General features: G+C 58.0%; 15 protein-coding genes. 10 read left to right on the top strand and 5 right to left on the bottom strand.

The window, feature by feature from the left end; genetic code table 11:
* Window positions 1-106: 106 nt before the first annotated feature.
* A complete protein-coding gene (locus tag T3A99_RS15665; protein ID WP_322834544.1) occupies window positions 107-1,624 on the bottom strand; it encodes a HAMP domain-containing sensor histidine kinase in 1,518 nt (505 codons plus the stop codon).
* Window positions 1,625-1,905: 281 nt separating this feature from the next.
* On the opposite strand from T3A99_RS15665, the gene T3A99_RS15670 reads away from it, so the two are divergent.
* Window positions 1,906-2,640, top strand: coding sequence for a response regulator transcription factor (locus T3A99_RS15670; RefSeq protein ID WP_076386511.1), 735 nt, complete (start codon window positions 1,906-1,908; stop codon window positions 2,638-2,640).
* Between the two features lie 76 nt (window positions 2,641-2,716).
* Here T3A99_RS15670 and gyrB read toward each other — a convergent pair whose 3' ends face one another.
* The 4 genes from gyrB to dnaA are packed head-to-tail and all read right to left on the bottom strand — an operon-like array spanning window position 2,717 to window position 8,915.
* Entirely contained in the window at window positions 2,717-5,134 is a 2,418-nt protein-coding gene (gene gyrB / locus T3A99_RS15675) for a DNA topoisomerase (ATP-hydrolyzing) subunit B (RefSeq protein WP_047230120.1), read from the bottom strand.
* A 5-nt stretch (window positions 5,135-5,139) separates the two neighbouring features.
* On the bottom strand, window positions 5,140-6,243 hold the full coding sequence (recF, locus tag T3A99_RS15680) for a DNA replication/repair protein RecF (protein ID WP_047230105.1): 1,104 nt from the start codon (window positions 6,241-6,243) through the stop codon (window positions 5,140-5,142).
* Between the two features lie 8 nt (window positions 6,244-6,251).
* Window positions 6,252-7,355 carry a DNA polymerase III subunit beta gene (gene dnaN / locus T3A99_RS15685; protein ID WP_007903001.1) on the bottom strand — a complete coding sequence of 368 codons (1,104 nt, stop codon included), beginning with the start codon at window positions 7,353-7,355 and terminating at the stop codon, window positions 6,252-6,254.
* 39 nt (window positions 7,356-7,394) lie between these two features.
* Window positions 7,395-8,915 carry a chromosomal replication initiator protein DnaA gene (gene dnaA, locus T3A99_RS15690; RefSeq protein WP_047230104.1) on the bottom strand — a complete coding sequence of 507 codons (1,521 nt, stop codon included), beginning with the start codon at window positions 8,913-8,915 and terminating at the stop codon, window positions 7,395-7,397.
* Window positions 8,916-9,484: 569 nt separating this feature from the next.
* Here dnaA and rpmH point away from each other — a divergent pair.
* The 9 genes from rpmH (at window position 9,485) to T3A99_RS15735 (ending at window position 18,204) form a co-directional block, all read left to right on the top strand.
* Window positions 9,485-9,619 (top strand): 50S ribosomal protein L34, encoded by a 135-nt coding sequence (rpmH, locus tag T3A99_RS15695; RefSeq protein ID WP_003213577.1) that lies wholly within the window; start codon window positions 9,485-9,487, stop codon window positions 9,617-9,619.
* Between the two features lie 16 nt (window positions 9,620-9,635).
* The gene (gene rnpA, locus T3A99_RS15700) at window positions 9,636-10,040 is read left to right on the top strand and encodes a ribonuclease P protein component (protein ID WP_047230119.1); all 405 of its coding nucleotides are present in this window, start codon (window positions 9,636-9,638) and stop codon (window positions 10,038-10,040) included.
* A complete protein-coding gene (yidD, locus tag T3A99_RS15705) occupies window positions 10,033-10,278 on the top strand; it encodes a membrane protein insertion efficiency factor YidD (RefSeq protein ID WP_010465488.1) in 246 nt (81 codons plus the stop codon). The genes rnpA and yidD overlap by 8 nt, the downstream gene beginning before the upstream one ends.
* 2 nt (window positions 10,279-10,280) lie before the next feature.
* Window positions 10,281-11,963, top strand: a complete 1,683-nt coding sequence (gene yidC / locus T3A99_RS15710; protein WP_047230103.1) for a membrane protein insertase YidC — start codon at window positions 10,281-10,283, stop codon at window positions 11,961-11,963.
* Window positions 11,964-12,042: 79 nt separating this feature from the next.
* On the top strand, window positions 12,043-13,413 hold the full coding sequence (mnmE, locus tag T3A99_RS15715) for a tRNA uridine-5-carboxymethylaminomethyl(34) synthesis GTPase MnmE (RefSeq protein ID WP_107323176.1): 1,371 nt from the start codon (window positions 12,043-12,045) through the stop codon (window positions 13,411-13,413).
* Window positions 13,414-13,972: 559 nt separating this feature from the next.
* Complete coding sequence (gene mnmG / locus T3A99_RS15720) at window positions 13,973-15,865, top strand: tRNA uridine-5-carboxymethylaminomethyl(34) synthesis enzyme MnmG (RefSeq protein WP_047230101.1); 1,893 nt, start codon at window positions 13,973-13,975, stop codon at window positions 15,863-15,865.
* 5 nt (window positions 15,866-15,870) lie between these two features.
* A complete protein-coding gene (gene rsmG / locus T3A99_RS15725; protein ID WP_171061291.1) occupies window positions 15,871-16,506 on the top strand; it encodes a 16S rRNA (guanine(527)-N(7))-methyltransferase RsmG in 636 nt (211 codons plus the stop codon).
* Between the two features lie 18 nt (window positions 16,507-16,524).
* Window positions 16,525-17,322: a ParA family protein gene (locus tag T3A99_RS15730; protein WP_003187199.1), complete on the top strand. Its 798-nt coding sequence runs from the start codon at window positions 16,525-16,527 to the stop codon at window positions 17,320-17,322.
* 9 nt (window positions 17,323-17,331) lie between these two features.
* Window positions 17,332-18,204, top strand: a complete 873-nt coding sequence (locus T3A99_RS15735) for a ParB/RepB/Spo0J family partition protein (protein WP_003207098.1) — start codon at window positions 17,332-17,334, stop codon at window positions 18,202-18,204.
* Window positions 18,205-18,349 lie beyond the last annotated feature (145 nt).

The raw sequence follows: 18,349 nt of genomic DNA on the forward strand, positions 1-18,349 counted from the left end.
GTTTTTAATACATATTTCATAAACACATAAAAGCCACGTACAGGTGCATAAGTTTTTTATAGCACCAAAAGATCGTCCGAAGGCTCGGGCCGCGTTCGGGCGATCTTTACTCCGCCAACAACGGGAATCGCAGGCTGAACGTCGTGCCTTTGCCTACCACGCTATGGCATTCGATTTTCCCCTCGTGATGGTCCACCACGGCCTTGACCATCGACAGTCCCAAGCCAATGCCATCCACACCGTGAGCCGAGGAAAACCGTCGATACTGGCTGAACAGGTTCGGTAGTTCTTCGGCGCTGATGCCCTTGCCCTGGTCGGCGACGTTGCAGGTCAACCAACCCGACGTGCAATGAACCTGCAGGGAAATGCAGGCGTCGGGCGGGCTGTACTTGATGGCATTTTCCAGCAGATTGAACAGGGCACGGGTCAGCAATGATTGATCCGCGCTCACCATCGCCTCTTCATCCTCTATTTCATGAATCAACTGGATGCGTTTTGCCTGGGCGATGGGCAGCGCCTGGTCAAGTACATCCAGGACCAACATGGCGAACAGCGTCGGTTGGAATTGATACGCCTCAGACTCGGCCTTGGCCAGTTGCACAAAGCCGTCGGTCAATTCCAAGGCGCGACGCACCTGCCGCTCGATCTGATCGAAGAGCGGATTATTCGCCCCGGCCTGATGCCGCTGCACATCCAGCAGGGCCAGGATCGCCGAGTGGGGCGCGCGCAAATCATGGGACAAAAAACGCAGCATGACGCTGCGCTGCTCTTCGGCTTCGCGCTCCGCGCTCAGGTCGATGAGGCTCAGTAACCAGCCTATCGGCGCCTCTCCATCAACCGGCAATAGCGGGGCTCGTTCCAGACGCAGGCTGCGCTCCCGGCTGTCGCGAAACTCCACCAGGGGCAATGTGGATAACCGGTGAGGCACCCCGCGTTCCAGTCCTGGGTAACCCAACTGCGCGAGATGCTCCAATACATCGCCCCCCGCCAAGCCACGGCCGAAGAGATCACGCGCTTTGCGGTTACCCAGCAATATCTTGCCCTGAGGATCGCTGATCATTGTTGCCACCGGCAGGTATTCGAGGCCATCGGCAATAAAGCGACGGGTGTCCCGGGTTCTCCCCATGGCTTGCTCCAGGGCCATGATCTGGCCCTGCAAGCGGTCGCTGCCCGTGTAGGGCGCACGACGCCGTTCGGGGAACACCTTGGGCTCCGCATCCAGGCGCGCCAGTTCCCAGCCAAAGTAGGCCAGCACCACGCTCAGCCGCCGCCAATTCCAGATCAGATAACCAAACACGATGCCCAGCACGCTCGCCATGGGCGACCACCACCAACCTTCAGCCGCGAGTACGACACTGATCAGCAGGGCCATGCTCATGCCACCCACTGTCGTCCACAGCGCCAGGCGAGGGCGCAGCAATAGCAACCCCAGCACAACAGCGACCACAAACACCGACAACAACGCCGCTTCTGGCCCGTGGCGTGTTGGCTGGGTACTGAACGACAACAACGCGGTGAGCGGTAATAGAAGAAGACTTATCCACAACCATTCCCGTACCAATTGGCGAAACATGCGTTGGACTTGGGTCGGTTCACGGCTTTCACGACGACGCTGGTTGCTCATAAGCACCCTGACAGAACATAGGAACGGGGGATTTTTTTCATGGGGGGTCGCGTGTCGCACCAGCAGGCTGAAGACCAAAGACTATAGCGGACTCGATAGGTGGCGCGCTGCTACCTTTCCCTGCGCGTCATGAGCCGGTATTGTCACTGCCAGCGACAGGGGACCTGCAACCCGACAACTTATCGGCCCGCCGAGGTTACATCGGGCAAGTGGAATATTTGTTCAGATTGCAGGCCACCCTGATGATGTCCGTTACTCTCGAGATCAAGGAATCGCATCCCATGCGTGTCGCCATACTGGATGACGAACCGGCCGAGCTGCGCCGGGTGGAACAGACACTGCAACAAATCCCCGGCAGGGGAGAGCAAGCCTGGACCTTGCACAGTTTTGAGCGCGGCGAAGACCTGTTGCGGCAGCTGCGCCGGGAAACCTTCGACCTGTTGATCCTCGACTGGCAATTGCCCGACATCAGCGGGTTGTCGCTGCTGCGCTGGACGCGGGAGCACATGGACTCGCCCCCGGCCGCCATCATGCTCACCAGCCGCGACGGCGAGCACGATGTGGTCCAGGCCCTCAACGCCGGGGCCGACGACTACGTGAGCAAACCCTTCAGGCCTAACGAACTCAAGGCCCGGGTCACAGCCGTGTTGCGACGCCATAACCTGCAACGTGCTCCAGCCAGCGACGTGCTGGTATTCAACGACCTGGAATTCGACGACGCCGAACTGACCGTCACCCGCGCCGGTATCCCCATCAGCCTGACCGAACGGGAATACCGCCTGGCCCGCTGCCTGTTCGCCAACCTGGGCCGTCCACTGTCCCGGGAGTATTTCTACGAGCGCTTCTGGACCCACGAGGAAATGACCTCGTCGCGCCCGCTCGACACCCACATCTACCGTCTGCGCAACAAACTCGGGCTAACGGCGGATCGGGGTTGGCAGTTGCTGACGATTTATGGGTATGGGTATCGGTTGGAGAGTGTGGCGGCGGGGAGTGAAGCTTCGGTGGCGAGTTAGGGTTAGGGCCAACGGGCGAAAAAAAAGGCCAACGCATATGCGTTGGCCTTTTTCGTTGGGGCAGGGTGGCTGTGGATCAGAAATCCAGGTTAGACACCGCCAAAGCATTGCTCTCGATGAAGTCACGACGAGGCTCGACCGCATCACCCATCAGGGTGTTGAAGATCTGGTCCGCGCCAATGGCGTCTTCGATGGTGACTTTCAGCATCCGGCGCGAGCCTGGGTCCATGGTGGTTTCCCACAGCTGGTCCGGGTTCATTTCACCCAGACCTTTATAGCGCTGGATAGTGTGGCGCTTGGTGCTTTCGGCCATCAGCCACTCAAGGGCTTCCTTGAACTCGGTAACGGCTTTCTTGCGCTCACCACGCTGGATGTACGCGCCTTCGTCCAGCAGGGTGCTCAGTTGCGCGCCCAGGGAGACGACAGTCTTGTAGTCGTTGCTGCCGAAGAAGTCGCGGTTGAAGGTGACGTAGTTCGACAGGCCGTGGGAGATCAGTTCGACCTCTGGCAGCCAGACGTTACGTTCACGGTCTTCACGCAGGCTGGCTTTGTACACCAGGCCAGACTTCTCTACGGTGCGCAGACGAACTTCGTACTGGGCCAGCCAATCCTGCATTGCAGCGTGATCTGAGAGCTGTTCCATGCTGACAGCCGGCAGGTAGATGAAGTGCTCGGTCAGCTCCTGTGGGTACAGGCGCGACAGGCGCTTGAGAGTCTTCATCACCAGGCGGAAGTCGTTGACCAGGCGCTCAAGGGCTTCGCCGGAAATGCCTGGGGCCTCTTCGTTCAGGTGCAGGCTCGCATCTTCCAGGGCCGACTGCGTCATGTACTCTTCCATGGCGTCGTCGTCTTTGATGTATTGCTCTTGCTTGCCTTTCTTGACCTTGTACAGCGGAGGCTGGGCGATATAGATGTAGCCGCGCTCGATCAGCTCCGGCAACTGACGGAAGAAGAACGTCAGCAACAGGGTGCGGATGTGCGAACCGTCGACGTCGGCGTCGGTCATGATGATGATGTTGTGATAACGCAGCTTGTCGATGTTGTACTCATCGCGGCCGATGCCACAGCCCAGCGCAGTGATGAGCGTGCCGACTTCCTGGGAGGAGATCATCTTGTCGAAGCGCGCCTTCTCGACGTTCAGGATCTTGCCCTTGAGCGGCAGGATGGCCTGGGTACGGCGGTTGCGGCCCTGCTTGGCGGAACCGCCAGCAGAGTCACCTTCCACGAGGTACAGTTCGGACAAGGCAGGGTCTTTTTCCTGGCAGTCGGCCAGCTTGCCCGGCAAGCCTGCGATGTCCAGCGCGCCTTTGCGGCGGGTCATCTCACGAGCCTTGCGCGCTGCTTCACGAGCACGGGCGGCGTCGATCATCTTGCCGACCACCAGCTTGGCTTCGTTGGGGTTTTCCAGCAGGAAGTCGGAGAAGTATTTGCCCATTTCCTGTTCGACCGCGGTCTTCACTTCGGAAGAAACCAGCTTGTCCTTGGTCTGGGAACTGAACTTCGGATCCGGCACTTTCACCGAAATGATCGCCGTCAGGCCTTCACGGGCATCGTCACCGGTGGTGGCGACTTTATGCTTCTTCGCCAGACCTTCCTGTTCGATGTAGTTGTTCAGGTTACGGGTCAGCGCCGAACGGAAACCCACCAGGTGAGTACCGCCATCGCGCTGTGGAATGTTGTTGGTGAAGCACAACAGGTTCTCGTTGAAGCTGTCGTTCCACTGCAGGGCGATTTCCACGCCGATGCCATCTTCGCGCTGGACGTTGAAGTGGAACACCTGGTTGACCGCAGTCTTGTTGGTGTTCAGGTATTCAACGAATGCACGCAGGCCCCCTTCGTACTTGAACAGCTCTTCCTTGCCGCTGCGCTCGTCCTTGAGGACGATGCCGACACCGGAGTTGAGGAAGGACAGTTCACGAATCCGCTTGGCCAGGATGTCCCAGCTGAAGTGGATGTTCTTGAAGGTTTCGCTGGAAGCCTTGAAGTGAATCTGGGTGCCGGTGGTTTCGCTGTCGCCTACGATCGCCATCGGCGCCTGAGGCACACCGTGGACGTAGGTTTGTTCCCAGATCTTGCCACTGCGGCGAACGGTAAGAACAAGCTCTTCGGACAGTGCGTTCACGACCGATACACCTACGCCGTGCAGACCGCCGGAAACCTTGTAGGAGTTGTCATCGAACTTACCGCCGGCGTGCAGCACCGTCATGATGACCTCGGCTGCGGAAACGCCTTCTTCCTTGTGTACGTCTACCGGGATGCCACGACCGTTGTCACGAACAGTGATGGACTCATCCGGGTGGATGATGATGCTGATGTCATCGCAATGACCGGCGAGGGCTTCGTCGATGGAGTTGTCGACCACCTCGAACACCATGTGGTGCAGACCGCTGCCATCGTCGGTGTCACCAATGTACATACCGGGACGTTTGCGTACGGCATCCAGGCCTTTCAGCACTTTAATGCTCGTTGAGTCGTACGTATTTTCTTCGCTCAATGCCTTCACTCCCGATGGTCGTGGGTCTGGGTGATACGGCCCTGTTCCACGTGGAACAGAGCGACTGGCGTTTCCGTCTGCCAGCCTTCCCTCAATAATTCGTGATCTACACAGGTGATAAAAACCTGGCAGCGTAAGTCTTCCAGCAAGCGGCAGAGTGCGCGGCGGTGGGCTTCGTCCAATTCGGACGGCAAGTCATCCACCAGATAAATACACTGACCGCGTCGAGCCTGGCTGACCAAATGGCCCTGGGCAATACGCAATGCACACACCACCAACTTCTGCTGCCCCCGGGACAAGATGTCCGCGGCATTATGTGCGCCCAATCTAAGGCGCAAGTCAGCGCGTTGCGGTCCAGCCTGGGTATGGCCCATCTGCTGGTCCCGCTGCAGCGAGCCAGCCAGTACGGTGCTCAGTTCCCGGTCCTTGTCCCAGCCTCGGTAATAGCTGAGCGTCAGGCCCTCAAGCTCAACCAGTTCGCTCAAGGTCTGCTCGAAGACCGGTTTCAAGGCTTTGATGTAAGCGCGGCGGTATTCATCTATTTCAGCGCTGGCCTGGCACAGTTCCCTGTCCCAAACCGCTTGCGAAACGGCGTCAAGTGTACCATGCCGCAGCCAGGAATTTCGCTGGCGCAGCGCCTTCTGCAAGCGCTGCCAAGTGGCCATGAACCGCGGTTCCACGTGGAACACGCCCCAGTCGAGAAACTGTCGACGAATCTTCGGCGCGCCTTCCAGCAAACGGAAACTGTCCGGGTTGATCAACTGCAACGGCAGGATCTCCGCCAGTTGCGCGGCGCTGCGGGCATTCTGCCCATCGATGCGGATCTGGAATTCGCCTTGCCGGTCCCGTGATATCCCCAAGGCACTGTGACCGCCTTGCGCCAACTCCACCTGTCCGAACACGGTGCAGGCCAACTGATCGTATTGGATGACCGGTAACAGACGGGTGCTACGAAACGAACGAGCAAGCCCCAGCAGGTGAACAGCTTCCAGAACGCTGGTTTTGCCGCTGCCGTTAGCGCCGTAAAGGATATTGATGCGGGGGGAAGGGGAGAAGGTCACCGGGTGCAGATTGCGCACCGCGGTGACCGAGACGCGACTTAAGGACATCTAGCTGATTACAGACGCATCGGCATGACAACGTAGGCCGAGTCGTCGTTATCGGATTCCTGCACCAGCGCACTGCTGTTGGAGTCCGACAGGATCAGACGCACTTGCTCAGTGGTCATCACGCCCAGTACGTCGAGCAGGTAGCTGACGTTGAAGCCGATTTCCAGAGAGCCGCCGTTGTATTCAACGCCCACTTCTTCTTCCGCCTCTTCCTGCTCCGGGTTGTTCGCCTGGATTTTCAGCTGACCGTTGGCCAATTGCAGACGAATGCCGCGGTACTTCTCGTTGGACAGGATCGCGGTACGGCTGAACGCCTCGCGCAGCGCCTGGCGGTCACCCAAGACCAGTTTGTCGCCGCCTTTGGGCAGCACGCGCTCGTAGTCAGGGAACTTGCCATCGACCAGCTTCGAGGTGAAGGTGAACTCACCCGTGGTGGCGCGGATATGGTGCTGGCCCAACACGATACTGACATTGCCGTCCGGCTCGGTCAGCAGGCGCGCGAGCTCCAGGATACCTTTGCGCGGAACGATGACTTGGTGGCGGTCTGGCTGACCGATATCGGCCTGCATCGAGCACATGGCCAGACGGTGACCGTCGGTGGCGACGGCGCGGATGATACCGGCGGACACTTCCAGGAGCATGCCGTTGAGGTAGTAACGCACGTCCTGCTGCGCCATGGCGAAGCTGGTGCGTTCGATCAAACGGCGCAATTTGCTTTGCTCGAGGCTGCAGGTCAGCGAGCCTGGGCCTTCTTCCACCGTCGGGAAGTCGTTGGCCGGCAGCGTCGACAAGGTGAAACGGCTGCGACCGGCCTTGACCACGAGCTTCTGCTCATCGACCTTGATGTCGATCAGCGCATCGTTGGGCAGGCTTTTGCAGATGTCCATCAGCTTGCGCGCCGGCACGGTGATGGAACCTGGATCGGCCGGTTCCTCAAGCTGTACACGACCGACCAGCTCGACTTCCAGGTCGGTACCGGTCAGCGACAATTGCTGGCCTTCGACAACCAGCAGCACGTTGGAAAGTACCGGCAAGGTCTGGCGGCGTTCGACGACGCCTGCGACCAGTTGCAGGGGTTTCAACAGGGCTTCGCGTTGAATGGTGAAATGCATGGTCTAGTCCCTTGCCTTAATAAGCTGCGCTGGTGGTCATCAAGTGGTCAGTGTTCGCAGCAGGTTCTTGTAGTCCTCGCGGATGTCCGCGTCGGATTCCTTAAGTTCGTTGATCTTACGACAGGCGTGCAACACCGTGGTGTGGTCGCGTCCGCCAAACACATCGCCAATTTCCGGCAGACTGTGGTTGGTCAGCTCCTTGGACAAGGCCATCGCCACCTGACGCGGGCGAGCCACCGAACGCGATCGGCGTTTGGACAGCAGGTCGGATATCTTGATTTTGTAGTATTCAGCGACAGTGCGCTGAATGTTATCCACAGAAACCAGCTTGTCCTGGAGCGCTAACAAATCCTTCAAGGACTCGCGAATCAACTCGATGGTGATGTCGCGGCCCATGAAGTGGGAATGAGCGATGACCCGCTTAAGGGCGCCTTCGAGCTCACGGACGTTCGAGCGGATACGCTGGGCAATGAAGAATGCGGCATCGTGAGGCAGTTCGACCTTGGCCTGATCAGCCTTCTTCATCAGGATCGCCACCCGGGTTTCCAGCTCCGGCGGCTCGACGGCAACCGTCAGGCCCCAGCCAAAACGCGACTTGAGACGTTCTTCCAGACCTTCGATTTCTTTCGGGTAGCGGTCACTGGTAAGAATGACCTGCTGCCCGCCTTCAAGCAATGCGTTGAAGGTGTGGAAAAACTCTTCCTGGGAACGCTCCTTGCGGGCGAAGAACTGAATATCGTCGATCAGCAAGGCGTCCACCGAACGGTAGAAGCGCTTGAACTCATTGATCGCGTTCAGCTGCAGCGCCTTGACCATGTCGGCCACGAAACGCTCGGAATGCAGGTACACGACCTTGGCATTCGGGTTCTTCTTTAATAGGTGGTTACCCACCGCGTGCATCAAGTGGGTTTTACCCAAGCCTACGCCACCATAAAGGAAGAGCGGGTTGTAGCCATGCTTGGGGTTGTCCGCGACCTGCCAGGCTGCCGCTCGCGCCAGTTGGTTGGACTTGCCCTCAACGAAGTTCTCGAAGGTAAAGGTGCGGTTCAGGTAACTGGTGTGCTTGAGCGCGCCTTCGACCTGGACGGTGCGCTGTTCGGCGCGTACCGGAGCTTGTTGGGAGCTGGCGCCGGCCATTGGGTCGAAGCTGTCCCGCGAGGGCTCTTCGCTGACCTCGGCCACTTTTTGTGCATTACGCTTGCTCGGTGCCGGCGTGGGGGCCGGTGCGGCATGGTTAACCGGCGCCGCGACAGCCTGGGCCTGGGAGGCCGCAGCGGCCAACGGGGCGTTGGGGGCGGCGCGCGGCGCAGAGCTGCGTTTGCTGCCTATTAATAAGGACAGCGCAGGCGCCATGCCATTGCCATGCTCATCGAGCAGTTCCATGACCCGTCCCAGGTACTTTTCGTTGACCCAGTCAAGAACGAAACGGTTCGGTGCATAGACGCGCAACTCGTCGCCTTCGGCTTCGACCTGTAGCGGACGGATCCAAGTGTTGAATTGTTGGGCAGGCAGCTCATCGCGCAAAAGCTCCACGCACTGCTGCCAAAGTTCCACTGACACGGATATCCCCTAAGTTGAAAGCCGGTGAGGCAAAAACAAGCGGCCATTGTAGCGAGCGGACGCCCACTTATCCACATGCAGGTTGCTCATCCACCATGATTTATCAATGCCTTAACAACGAGCAAGACGACAGGCGGTCGGTGGATAAGCTCTGTGGATAACCGCCCGTGAGGTCGTTGCACAAGTGGGGGTTGAAGTCGGTGGATAACCTCCCTGTGGATAAGTAGCCATTCCACACACAGCTTATCCGACAGCGCAGCACAGGCTGAACACCGCTTTCCCCTGTAGTTGTCATTCTCTGTACATGGCGGACTACAAGGCCTAGGGATGGTTATCCACAGATAGGTGCCAGCCTTGCTTTTATAAGCTTTACAGAAAAGCTTTAAATAATTCCCTTCTTTTTATTTCTATATCTGGAGTCCTGCGATGAAGCCGCTATCCAGGCGCGATATCTATTTGAAGTAAACGCTGGTTGGAAATTGACCTAGAGGCTTGCTTTCTCTAGAATCCCCGGTCTCTTAAAACGGGGGCCATTCCGGCCCGTTGTGGACGAACCCAGGTAACACGACATGAAACGTACTTTCCAACCAAGCACTATCAAACGCGCTCGTACCCACGGTTTCCGTGCTCGCATGGCTACCAAGAACGGTCGTGCCGTCCTGTCGCGTCGTCGCGCCAAAGGTCGTGCGCGTCTGGCAGTTTGATAATCCGGCACTGGAGGTGAGTCAGGACTTCAGTCGGGAAAAGCGTCTGCTTACACCCCGGCATTTCAAGGCAGTCTTTGACTCCCCTACCGGCAAGGTTCCGGGGAAAAATCTCCTGCTCCTTGCGCGCAGCAACGATCTTGATCACCCCCGACTAGGGCTGGTTATCGGGAAAAAGAGCGTCAAGCTCTCCGTTCAGCGCAATCGCCTCAAACGTCTGATGCGCGAATCGTTTCGCCTGAACCAGGATTCTCTGGTCGGTTGGGACATTGTTATCGTCGCGCGCAAAGGTTTGGGTGACGTAGAAAACCCCGAATTGATTCAGCATTTCGGCAAACTCTGGAAGCGCTTGGCTCGTAACAAGCCAGCACCGCCAGCAGTCAACACCGAAACTGTAGGGGTAGACAGTCCCGATGCGTAAACTGGCACTCGTTCCGATCCAGTTTTATCGCTACGCCATTAGTCCCCTGATGGCCAGTCACTGTCGTTTCTACCCCAGTTGTTCTTGCTACGCGTATGAAGCCATAGAAAATCATGGCCTTCTGCGCGGTGGCTGGCTGACCTTTCGTCGTTTAGGTCGCTGTCATCCGTGGAATCCCGGCGGTTATGACCCGGTTCCGCCTATCCCTACCTCCCGTTCTTCTTCGATGGCCGAGTAATCATGGATATCAAACGCACGATCCTGATCGTCGCCCTGGCAATCGTGTCCTACGTAATGGTTCTTAAATGGAACCAGGACTATGGCCAGGCTGCCCTGCCGACTCAGAATGTTGCAGCCAGCAATACCGCACCGAGCTTGCCGGACACCACGACTGGCAATAGCACCGCCAGCAATGACGACATCCCCCGCGCGGCAAACGATACCACTGCTCCTGCCGAAGCCCCTGTGGCTGCAAGCAAGGATCTGATCCAGATCAAGACTGACGTGCTTGAGCTGGCAATCGATCCACAAGGTGGTGACGTCGCTCAGTTGAAGCTGCCGTTGTATCCGCGCCGCCAGGACCATCCGGAAATTCCATTCCAGTTGTTCGATAACGGCAATGAGCGGACCTATCTGGCCCAAAGTGGTCTGATCGGCACCAACGGCCCGGATGCAAACCCGGCCGGCCGGCCGGTTTACTCCTCCGAGAAGAAGACTTATCAACTGGCTGACGGTCAGGACCAGTTGGTCGTGGACCTGAAGTTCAGCAAGGACGGCGTCAATTACATCAAGCGTTTCACTTTGAAACGTGGCCTGTATGACGTGACTGTTTCCTATCTGATCGACAACCAGAGCGCACAGCCCTGGTCTGGTGCGATGTTCGCGCAGCTCAAGCGTGACGCCAGCGATGATCCTTCCTCCAGCACCGCCACCGGTACCGCGACTTACCTGGGCGCTGCCCTGTGGACAAGTTCGGAGCCGTACAAGAAAGTGTCCATGAAAGACATGGACAAGGCGCAGCTCAAGGAAACCGTACAAGGTGGCTGGGTTGCCTGGTTGCAGCACTATTTTGTAACCGCCTGGATCCCGCAGAAAGGCGAGAACAACGTCGTCCAGACGCGTAAAGACAGCAAAGGCAACTACATCGTCGGTTATACCGGCCCGGCATTGACCGCTGCACCAGGTGCAAAAGTCGAGACCAGCGCGATTCTGTATGCCGGTCCAAAAAGCCAAGCGGTGTTGAAAGAGTTGTCCCCAGGTCTGGAACTGACCGTGGACTACGGGTTCCTGTGGTTCATTGCCCAGCCAATCTTCTGGCTGCTGCAACATATCCACAGCATCGTCGGTAACTGGGGCTGGTCGATCATCTTCCTGACCATGCTGATCAAGGGGATCTTCTTCCCATTGTCGGCAGCCAGCTACAAATCCATGGCTCGCATGCGCGCAGTGGCACCGAAACTGGCCGCCCTGAAAGAACAACATGGCGATGACCGGCAGAAAATGTCCCAGGCCATGATGGAGCTGTACAAGAAAGAGAAGATCAACCCGTTGGGTGGTTGCTTGCCGATTCTTGTCCAAATGCCTGTGTTCCTGGCGCTGTACTGGGTGCTGCTGGAAAGCGTCGAGATGCGCCAGGCACCGTTCATGCTGTGGATTACCGACCTGTCGATCAAGGATCCGTTCTTCATCCTGCCGATCATCATGGGCGCGACCATGTTCATTCAGCAGCAGCTGAACCCAACGCCTCCGGACCCTATGCAGGCGAAGGTCATGAAGATGATGCCGATCATCTTCACCTTCTTCTTCCTGTGGTTCCCTGCGGGCCTGGTGCTGTACTGGGTTGTGAACAACGTGTTGTCGATTACCCAGCAGTGGTACATCACGCGTAAGATCGAAGCGGCTACGAAAAAAGCCGAGGCGTAACTTGCTCTGTGGATAACCACACAAAACGCCCCCTAGTGGGGCGTTTTGCTATCTGCCACTTTTGTCTGGATACCGGTTTATGAGCGCACCTCGTGAAACCATCGCCGCCGTTGCTACTGCCCAAGGTCGCGGCGGAGTCGGCATCGTCCGTATTTCGGGACCGTTGGCCAGCGTCGCGGCAAAGGCCATCAGCGGTCGAGAACTCAAACCTCGGTTTGCTCACTACGGCCCTTTTTTCAGTGATGACCAGCAGGTGCTCGATGAAGGCCTGGCTTTGTATTTTCCTGGTCCCAACTCGTTCACCGGCGAAGATGTGCTGGAACTGCAAGGCCATGGTGGTCCGATCGTCCTGGACATGTTGCTCAAGCGTTGCCTCGAACTGGGGTGTCGTCTTGCGCGACCAGGCGAGTTCAGCGAACGTGCATTCCTCAATGACAAGCTCGACCTGGCCCAGGCCGAAGCCATTGCTGATCTGATCGAAGCCAGTTCCGCACAGGCCGCGCGCAATGCCTTGCGATCCCTGCAGGGCGCTTTTTCCCAGCGTGTGCATAACCTCACCGAGCAACTGATCGGCCTGCGGATCTACGTCGAGGCCGCGATCGACTTTCCCGAGGAAGAGATCGACTTTCTCGCCGATGGTCACGTGCTCAGCATGCTCGACAAGGTCCGCGATGAGTTATCCACAGTACTGCGCGAAGCCGGGCAGGGTGCTTTGTTGCGCGATGGGATGACGGTGGTGATCGCCGGAAGGCCAAATGCCGGCAAATCCAGCCTCCTCAACGCCTTGGCAGGCCGTGAGGCCGCGATTGTCACCGAGATCGCCGGCACCACCCGGGATATTCTGCGCGAACATATCCACATCGATGGCATGCCCCTGCATGTGGTCGACACGGCCGGCCTGCGGGATACCGACGACCATGTGGAAAAAATCGGCGTGGAGCGTGCGCTCAAAGCCATCGGCGAGGCTGACCGCGTGTTGTTGGTGGTCGATGCCACGGCCCCGGAAGCGGATGATCCTTTCGCTTTGTGGCCAGAGTTTCTGGAAACCCGGCCTGACCCTTCGAAAGTCACGCTGATTCGAAACAAGGCCGACCTGACCGGGGAACCCGTGACCCTGGAGGTCAGCGCTGATGGCCATGTCACCATTAGCCTCAGTGCGAAATCCGCGGATATGGGACTGGAGTTGCTGCGCGAACATTTAAAGGCCTGCATGGGTTACGAGCAGACTTCGGAAAGCAGCTTCAGCGCCCGTCGTCGGCACCTTGAGGCGCTGCGCCATGCCAGCGCGGCGCTTGAGCACGGTCGCGCGCAACTGACCCTTGCCGGAGCCGGTGAGCTACTGGCCGAAGATTTACGTCAGGCCCAGCAAGCTCTCGGGGAAATTACCGGGGCCTTCAGCTCTGATGACCTGCTTGGTCGAATCTTCTCCAGCTTCTGCATCGGTAAATAACCCATTCCTTAAGAACCCGGCCGCTATCGACCCTACAACGAGTCCATGCAGCCGGTTTTTTCCCTTTTCTGGAACGATTGCCCTGCATGGCGGCTTGCCTGTGGGCGGTGTCTGGATCAAAAGCCAGTTTTCCTGTGGATTAAGCCCTGTGAATAACTGGCCCTGAGCTCGGTTGATAAACCCCCTTCAAAACTGAAGATAACCACCTCTGTGGATAACCACCCCATTCATCCACAGGCTTACACCGGTTATCCAAGCCCCTCAGCCGCACCTGACCACAGGGTTTTGAATCTCTGTACATATTGAATATAAAGGCCTTCAGATCTTTATCCACAGAAGTGAGGCTCAGTAAGAATAAACATAAAAACAAAGGTTTTATAAATTTCTTTCTTTTTAATTTCTTTAACCTCGACTTCTCCACAGCTGGTTAAATTTTGTGCAAAGGGTTCTTTAGGAAAGGGGAAGTCCCTATACTTGCCGACCTGGCTCGAAAAACGCCCAAAGCCAGGCTCAAACCTATTTTCCGAATTACCTGAATTAAGCAGGCACGAGGTGCGTGGTGGATTTCCCTTCCCGTTTTGAAGTGATCGTCATCGGCGGCGGTCATGCCGGTACCGAGGCAGCACTTGCATCAGCACGCATGGGGGCTAAAACCCTGTTGCTGACGCATAACGTGGAAACCCTCGGCGCCATGAGCTGCAACCCCGCCATTGGTGGGATTGGCAAAAGCCATCTGGTCAAGGAAATCGATGCCCTCGGTGGCGCGATGGCCATGGCCACGGATAAAGGTGGCATTCAGTTTCGTGTATTGAACAGCCGTAAAGGCCCGGCCGTGCGGGCTACTCGTGCCCAGGCCGACCGTGTCCTGTACAAGGCCGCTGTCCGCGAAATCCTGGAAAACCAGCCGAACCTGTGGATATTTCAACAGGCAGCCGATGACCTGATCGTCGAGCAGGACCAGGTGCGTGGTGTTGTGACCCAGATGGGCCTTCGCTTCTTCGCTGATTCCGTGGTGCTGACCACCGGGACCTTCCTCGGTGGACTTATCCACATCGGCATGCAGAACTATTCCGGCGGTCGCGCAGGTGATCCACCCTCAATCGCACTGGCTCAGCGCCTGCGTGAGTTGCCGTTGCGTGTCGGTCGCTTGAAAACCGGTACGCCACCGCGCATCGATGGCCGCTCTGTGGATTTCTCGGTGATGACCGAGCAGCCGGGCGATACGCCGATTCCGGTCATGTCGTTCATGGGCTCTAAAGCGCAGCACCCGAAACAGGTGAGCTGCTGGATCACCCATACCAATGCCCGCACTCACGAAATCATTGCCGCCAACCTGGATCGCTCGCCCATGTATTCCGGCGTGATCGAAGGTATCGGCCCGCGTTATTGCCCATCGATCGAAGACAAGATCCATCGGTTTGCCGACAAGGAAAGCCATCAGGTCTTCATCGAACCCGAAGGCCTGACGACGCACGAGCTGTACCCGAACGGGATTTCCACTTCCCTGCCGTTCGACGTGCAACTGCAGATTGTCCAATCGATTCGCGGCATGGAAAACGCCCACATCGTTCGTCCGGGCTATGCCATCGAATACGATTACTTCGACCCGCGGGACCTGAAGTACAGCCTGGAAACCAAAGTCATCGGCGGCCTGTTCTTTGCCGGACAAATCAACGGCACCACCGGTTACGAAGAGGCCGGTGCCCAAGGCCTGCTGGCTGGCGCCAACGCAGCGCTGCGCGCCCAGGGCAAAGACAGCTGGTGCCCGCGCCGCGATGAGGCGTATATCGGTGTGCTTGTGGATGATTTGATTACCCTGGGTACCCAGGAACCGTATCGGATGTTCACCTCCCGTGCCGAATATCGTCTGATCCTGCGTGAAGACAACGCTGACCTGCGCCTGACCGAGAAAGGTCGTGAGCTGGGGCTGGTCGATGACGTTCGCTGGGCTGCGTTCTGCAAGAAACGCGAGAGTATCGAGCTGGAAGAACAGCGCCTGAAAAGCACTTGGGTTCGTCCCGGTACCGAGCAGGGCGATGCCATCGCAACCAAATTCGGCACACCGCTGACCCACGAATACAACTTGCTCAACTTGTTGAGCCGCCCGGAAATCGATTATGCCGGGCTGGTGGAAGTGACCGGTCAGGGCGCGGAGGATCCGCAGGTGGCCGAGCAGGTAGAGATCAAGACCAAATACGCCGGTTACATCGACCGTCAGCAAGACGAAATCGCCCGTCTGCGCGCCAGTGAAGACACCAAACTGCCTGTGGATATCGATTACACCGGCATTTCCGGGTTGTCGAAGGAAATCCAGAGCAAGCTCGGTGCAACTCGTCCCGAGACCCTGGGCCAGGCTTCGCGCATTCCCGGTGTGACCCCGGCGGCCATTTCCCTGTTGATGATTCATTTGAAAAAACGCGGCGCGGGCCGTCAGTTGGAGCAAAGCGCTTGAGTTCGATGGTCACCTCGCAACACGCCGAAGAGTTATCCACAGGTGCCCGTCAGCTCGGCGTCAGCCTGACCGAAGCCCAGCACGCGCAGTTGCTGGGCTATCTGGCCCTGTTGATCAAATGGAACAAGGCCTACAACCTGACCGCGGTGCGCGATCCGGATGAAATGGTCTCGCGGCATCTGCTCGACAGCCTCAGCGTCATGTCCTTCATCGAAGACGGCCGCTGGCTCGATGTCGGCAGTGGCGGTGGCATGCCGGGTATCCCGCTGGCGATCCTGTTTCCTGGCTCGCAAGTGACCTGCCTGGACAGCAACGGCAAGAAAACCCGCTTCCTGACGCAGGTCAAACTCGAACTCAAACTGGATAACCTGCAAGTTATCCACAGCCGCGTCGAAGCGTTCCAGCCTGCCCAGCCTTTCAACGGGATCATCTCCCGGGCGTTCAGCAGCATGGAAAACTTCAGCAACTGGACTCGCCACCTGGGCGATGCCGATACGCGCTGGCTGGCAATGAAGGGCGTTCATCCGGCCGATGAGCTGGTAGCATTGCCGGCAGACTTCCACCTCGATAGCGAACACGCCCTGGCCGTACCCGGTTGCCAAGGCCAACGCCATCTGCTGATACTGCGCCGCACGGCATGATTGGGAATACAAGCAACAATGGCTAAGGTATTCGCGATAGCGAACCAGAAGGGTGGTGTGGGTAAAACCACCACCTGCATCAACCTCGCAGCATCCCTGGTCGCGACCAAGCGCCGGGTGTTGCTGATCGATCTCGATCCACAGGGCAACGCCACCATGGGTAGCGGTGTGGATAAACATGGCCTGGAAAACTCCATTTACGATGTTCTGATCGGCGAATGCGATCTGGGCCAGGCCATGCATTTCTCCGAACACGGCGGTTATCAACTGCTGCCGGCCAACCGTGACCTGACGGCGGCCGAAGTGGTTCTGCTGGAAATGCAGATGAAGGAAAGCCGCCTGCGCAGCGCCTTGGCGCCGATTCGGGAAAATTACGATTACATCCTGATCGACTGCCCACCGTCGCTTTCGATGCTGACTCTCAACGCCCTGGTGGCCGCTGATGGGGTGATTATTCCCATGCAGTGCGAGTACTTTGCCCTCGAAGGGTTGAGCGACCTTGTGGATAACATCAAGCGCATTGCCGAACTGCTGAACCCGGAGCTGAAAGTCGAGGGCCTGCTGCGGACCATGTATGACCCGCGCCTGAGCCTGATGAACGACGTATCCGCCCAGCTCAAGGAACACTTCGGCGAGCAGCTCTACGATACGGTCATTCCCCGTAACATCCGTTTGGCCGAAGCGCCGAGCTACGGCATGCCGGCCCTGGCCTACGACAAACAATCCCGAGGCGCGCTGGCCTACCTGGCCCTGGCGGGCGAGATGGTTCGCCGCCAGCGCCGAAACCCACGCACCGCTGCTGCCCAGCCAACTTAAGGAAACCCCATGGCCGTCAAGAAACGAGGTCTCGGACGTGGACTGGATGCACTGCTCAGTGGCCCCACTGTCAGTTCGCTGGAAGAGCAGGCCGTACAAGTCGATCAGCGCGAGCTGCAACACTTGCCCCTGGACCTGATCCAGCGCGGCAAGTATCAGCCGCGTCGGGACATGGATCCGCAGGCACTGGAAGAGCTGGCCCAGTCGATCAAGAGCCAGGGCGTGATGCAGCCGATCGTGGTTCGGCCGATCGCCAACGGGCGCTTCGAGATCATCGCCGGCGAACGCCGCTGGCGTGCCAGCCAGCAGGCGGGTCAGGAAACCATTCCGGCGATGGTCCGCGATGTACCGGATGAAACCGCCATCGCCATGGCGCTGATCGAGAATATCCAGCGCGAAGACCTCAACCCGATCGAAGAGGCTGTGGCCCTGCAGCGTTTGCAGCAGGAGTTCCAGTTGACTCAACAGCAGGTCGCCGAAGCGGTGGGCAAGTCCCGCGTGACCGTGGCCAACCTGTTGCGCCTGATTGCGTTGCCGGAAGTCATCAAGACCATGCTGTCCCATGGTGATCTGGAAATGGGGCATGCCCGGGCGTTGCTCGGTTTGCCGGAAAATCAACAGGTTGAAGGGGCGCGACATGTTGTCGCACGAGGCCTGACTGTGCGCCAAACCGAGGCACTGGTTCGTCAGTGGCTCAGTGGTAAACCGGCACCTGTCGAAGCACCGAAAACCGATCCGGATATCGCACGCCTGGAACAGCGCCTGGCCGAGCGCCTAGGCTCTGCGGTGCAGATTCGCCACGGCAAGAAGGGCAAAGGGCAATTGGTGATCGGTTATAACTCCCTCGATGAGCTGCAAGGTGTCCTTGCGCACATTCGCTGAAACAATTGCTCTTGTAGCGCGCAGTCGGAAATCACTACCTGGCAGTTGAATAGGGGCAGAACCGCCCCTATACTCTGCGCGCATTTTGTCGGCACAAATTATGCCAAGTTATTGAATTATGGCGGCCGATCATTGGAGAGCAAAA

Origin of the sequence: Pseudomonas sp. N-137 (assembly GCF_034555295.1) — a bacterium.
GTDB lineage: Bacteria > Pseudomonadota > Gammaproteobacteria > Pseudomonadales > Pseudomonadaceae > Aquipseudomonas > Aquipseudomonas rhizophila.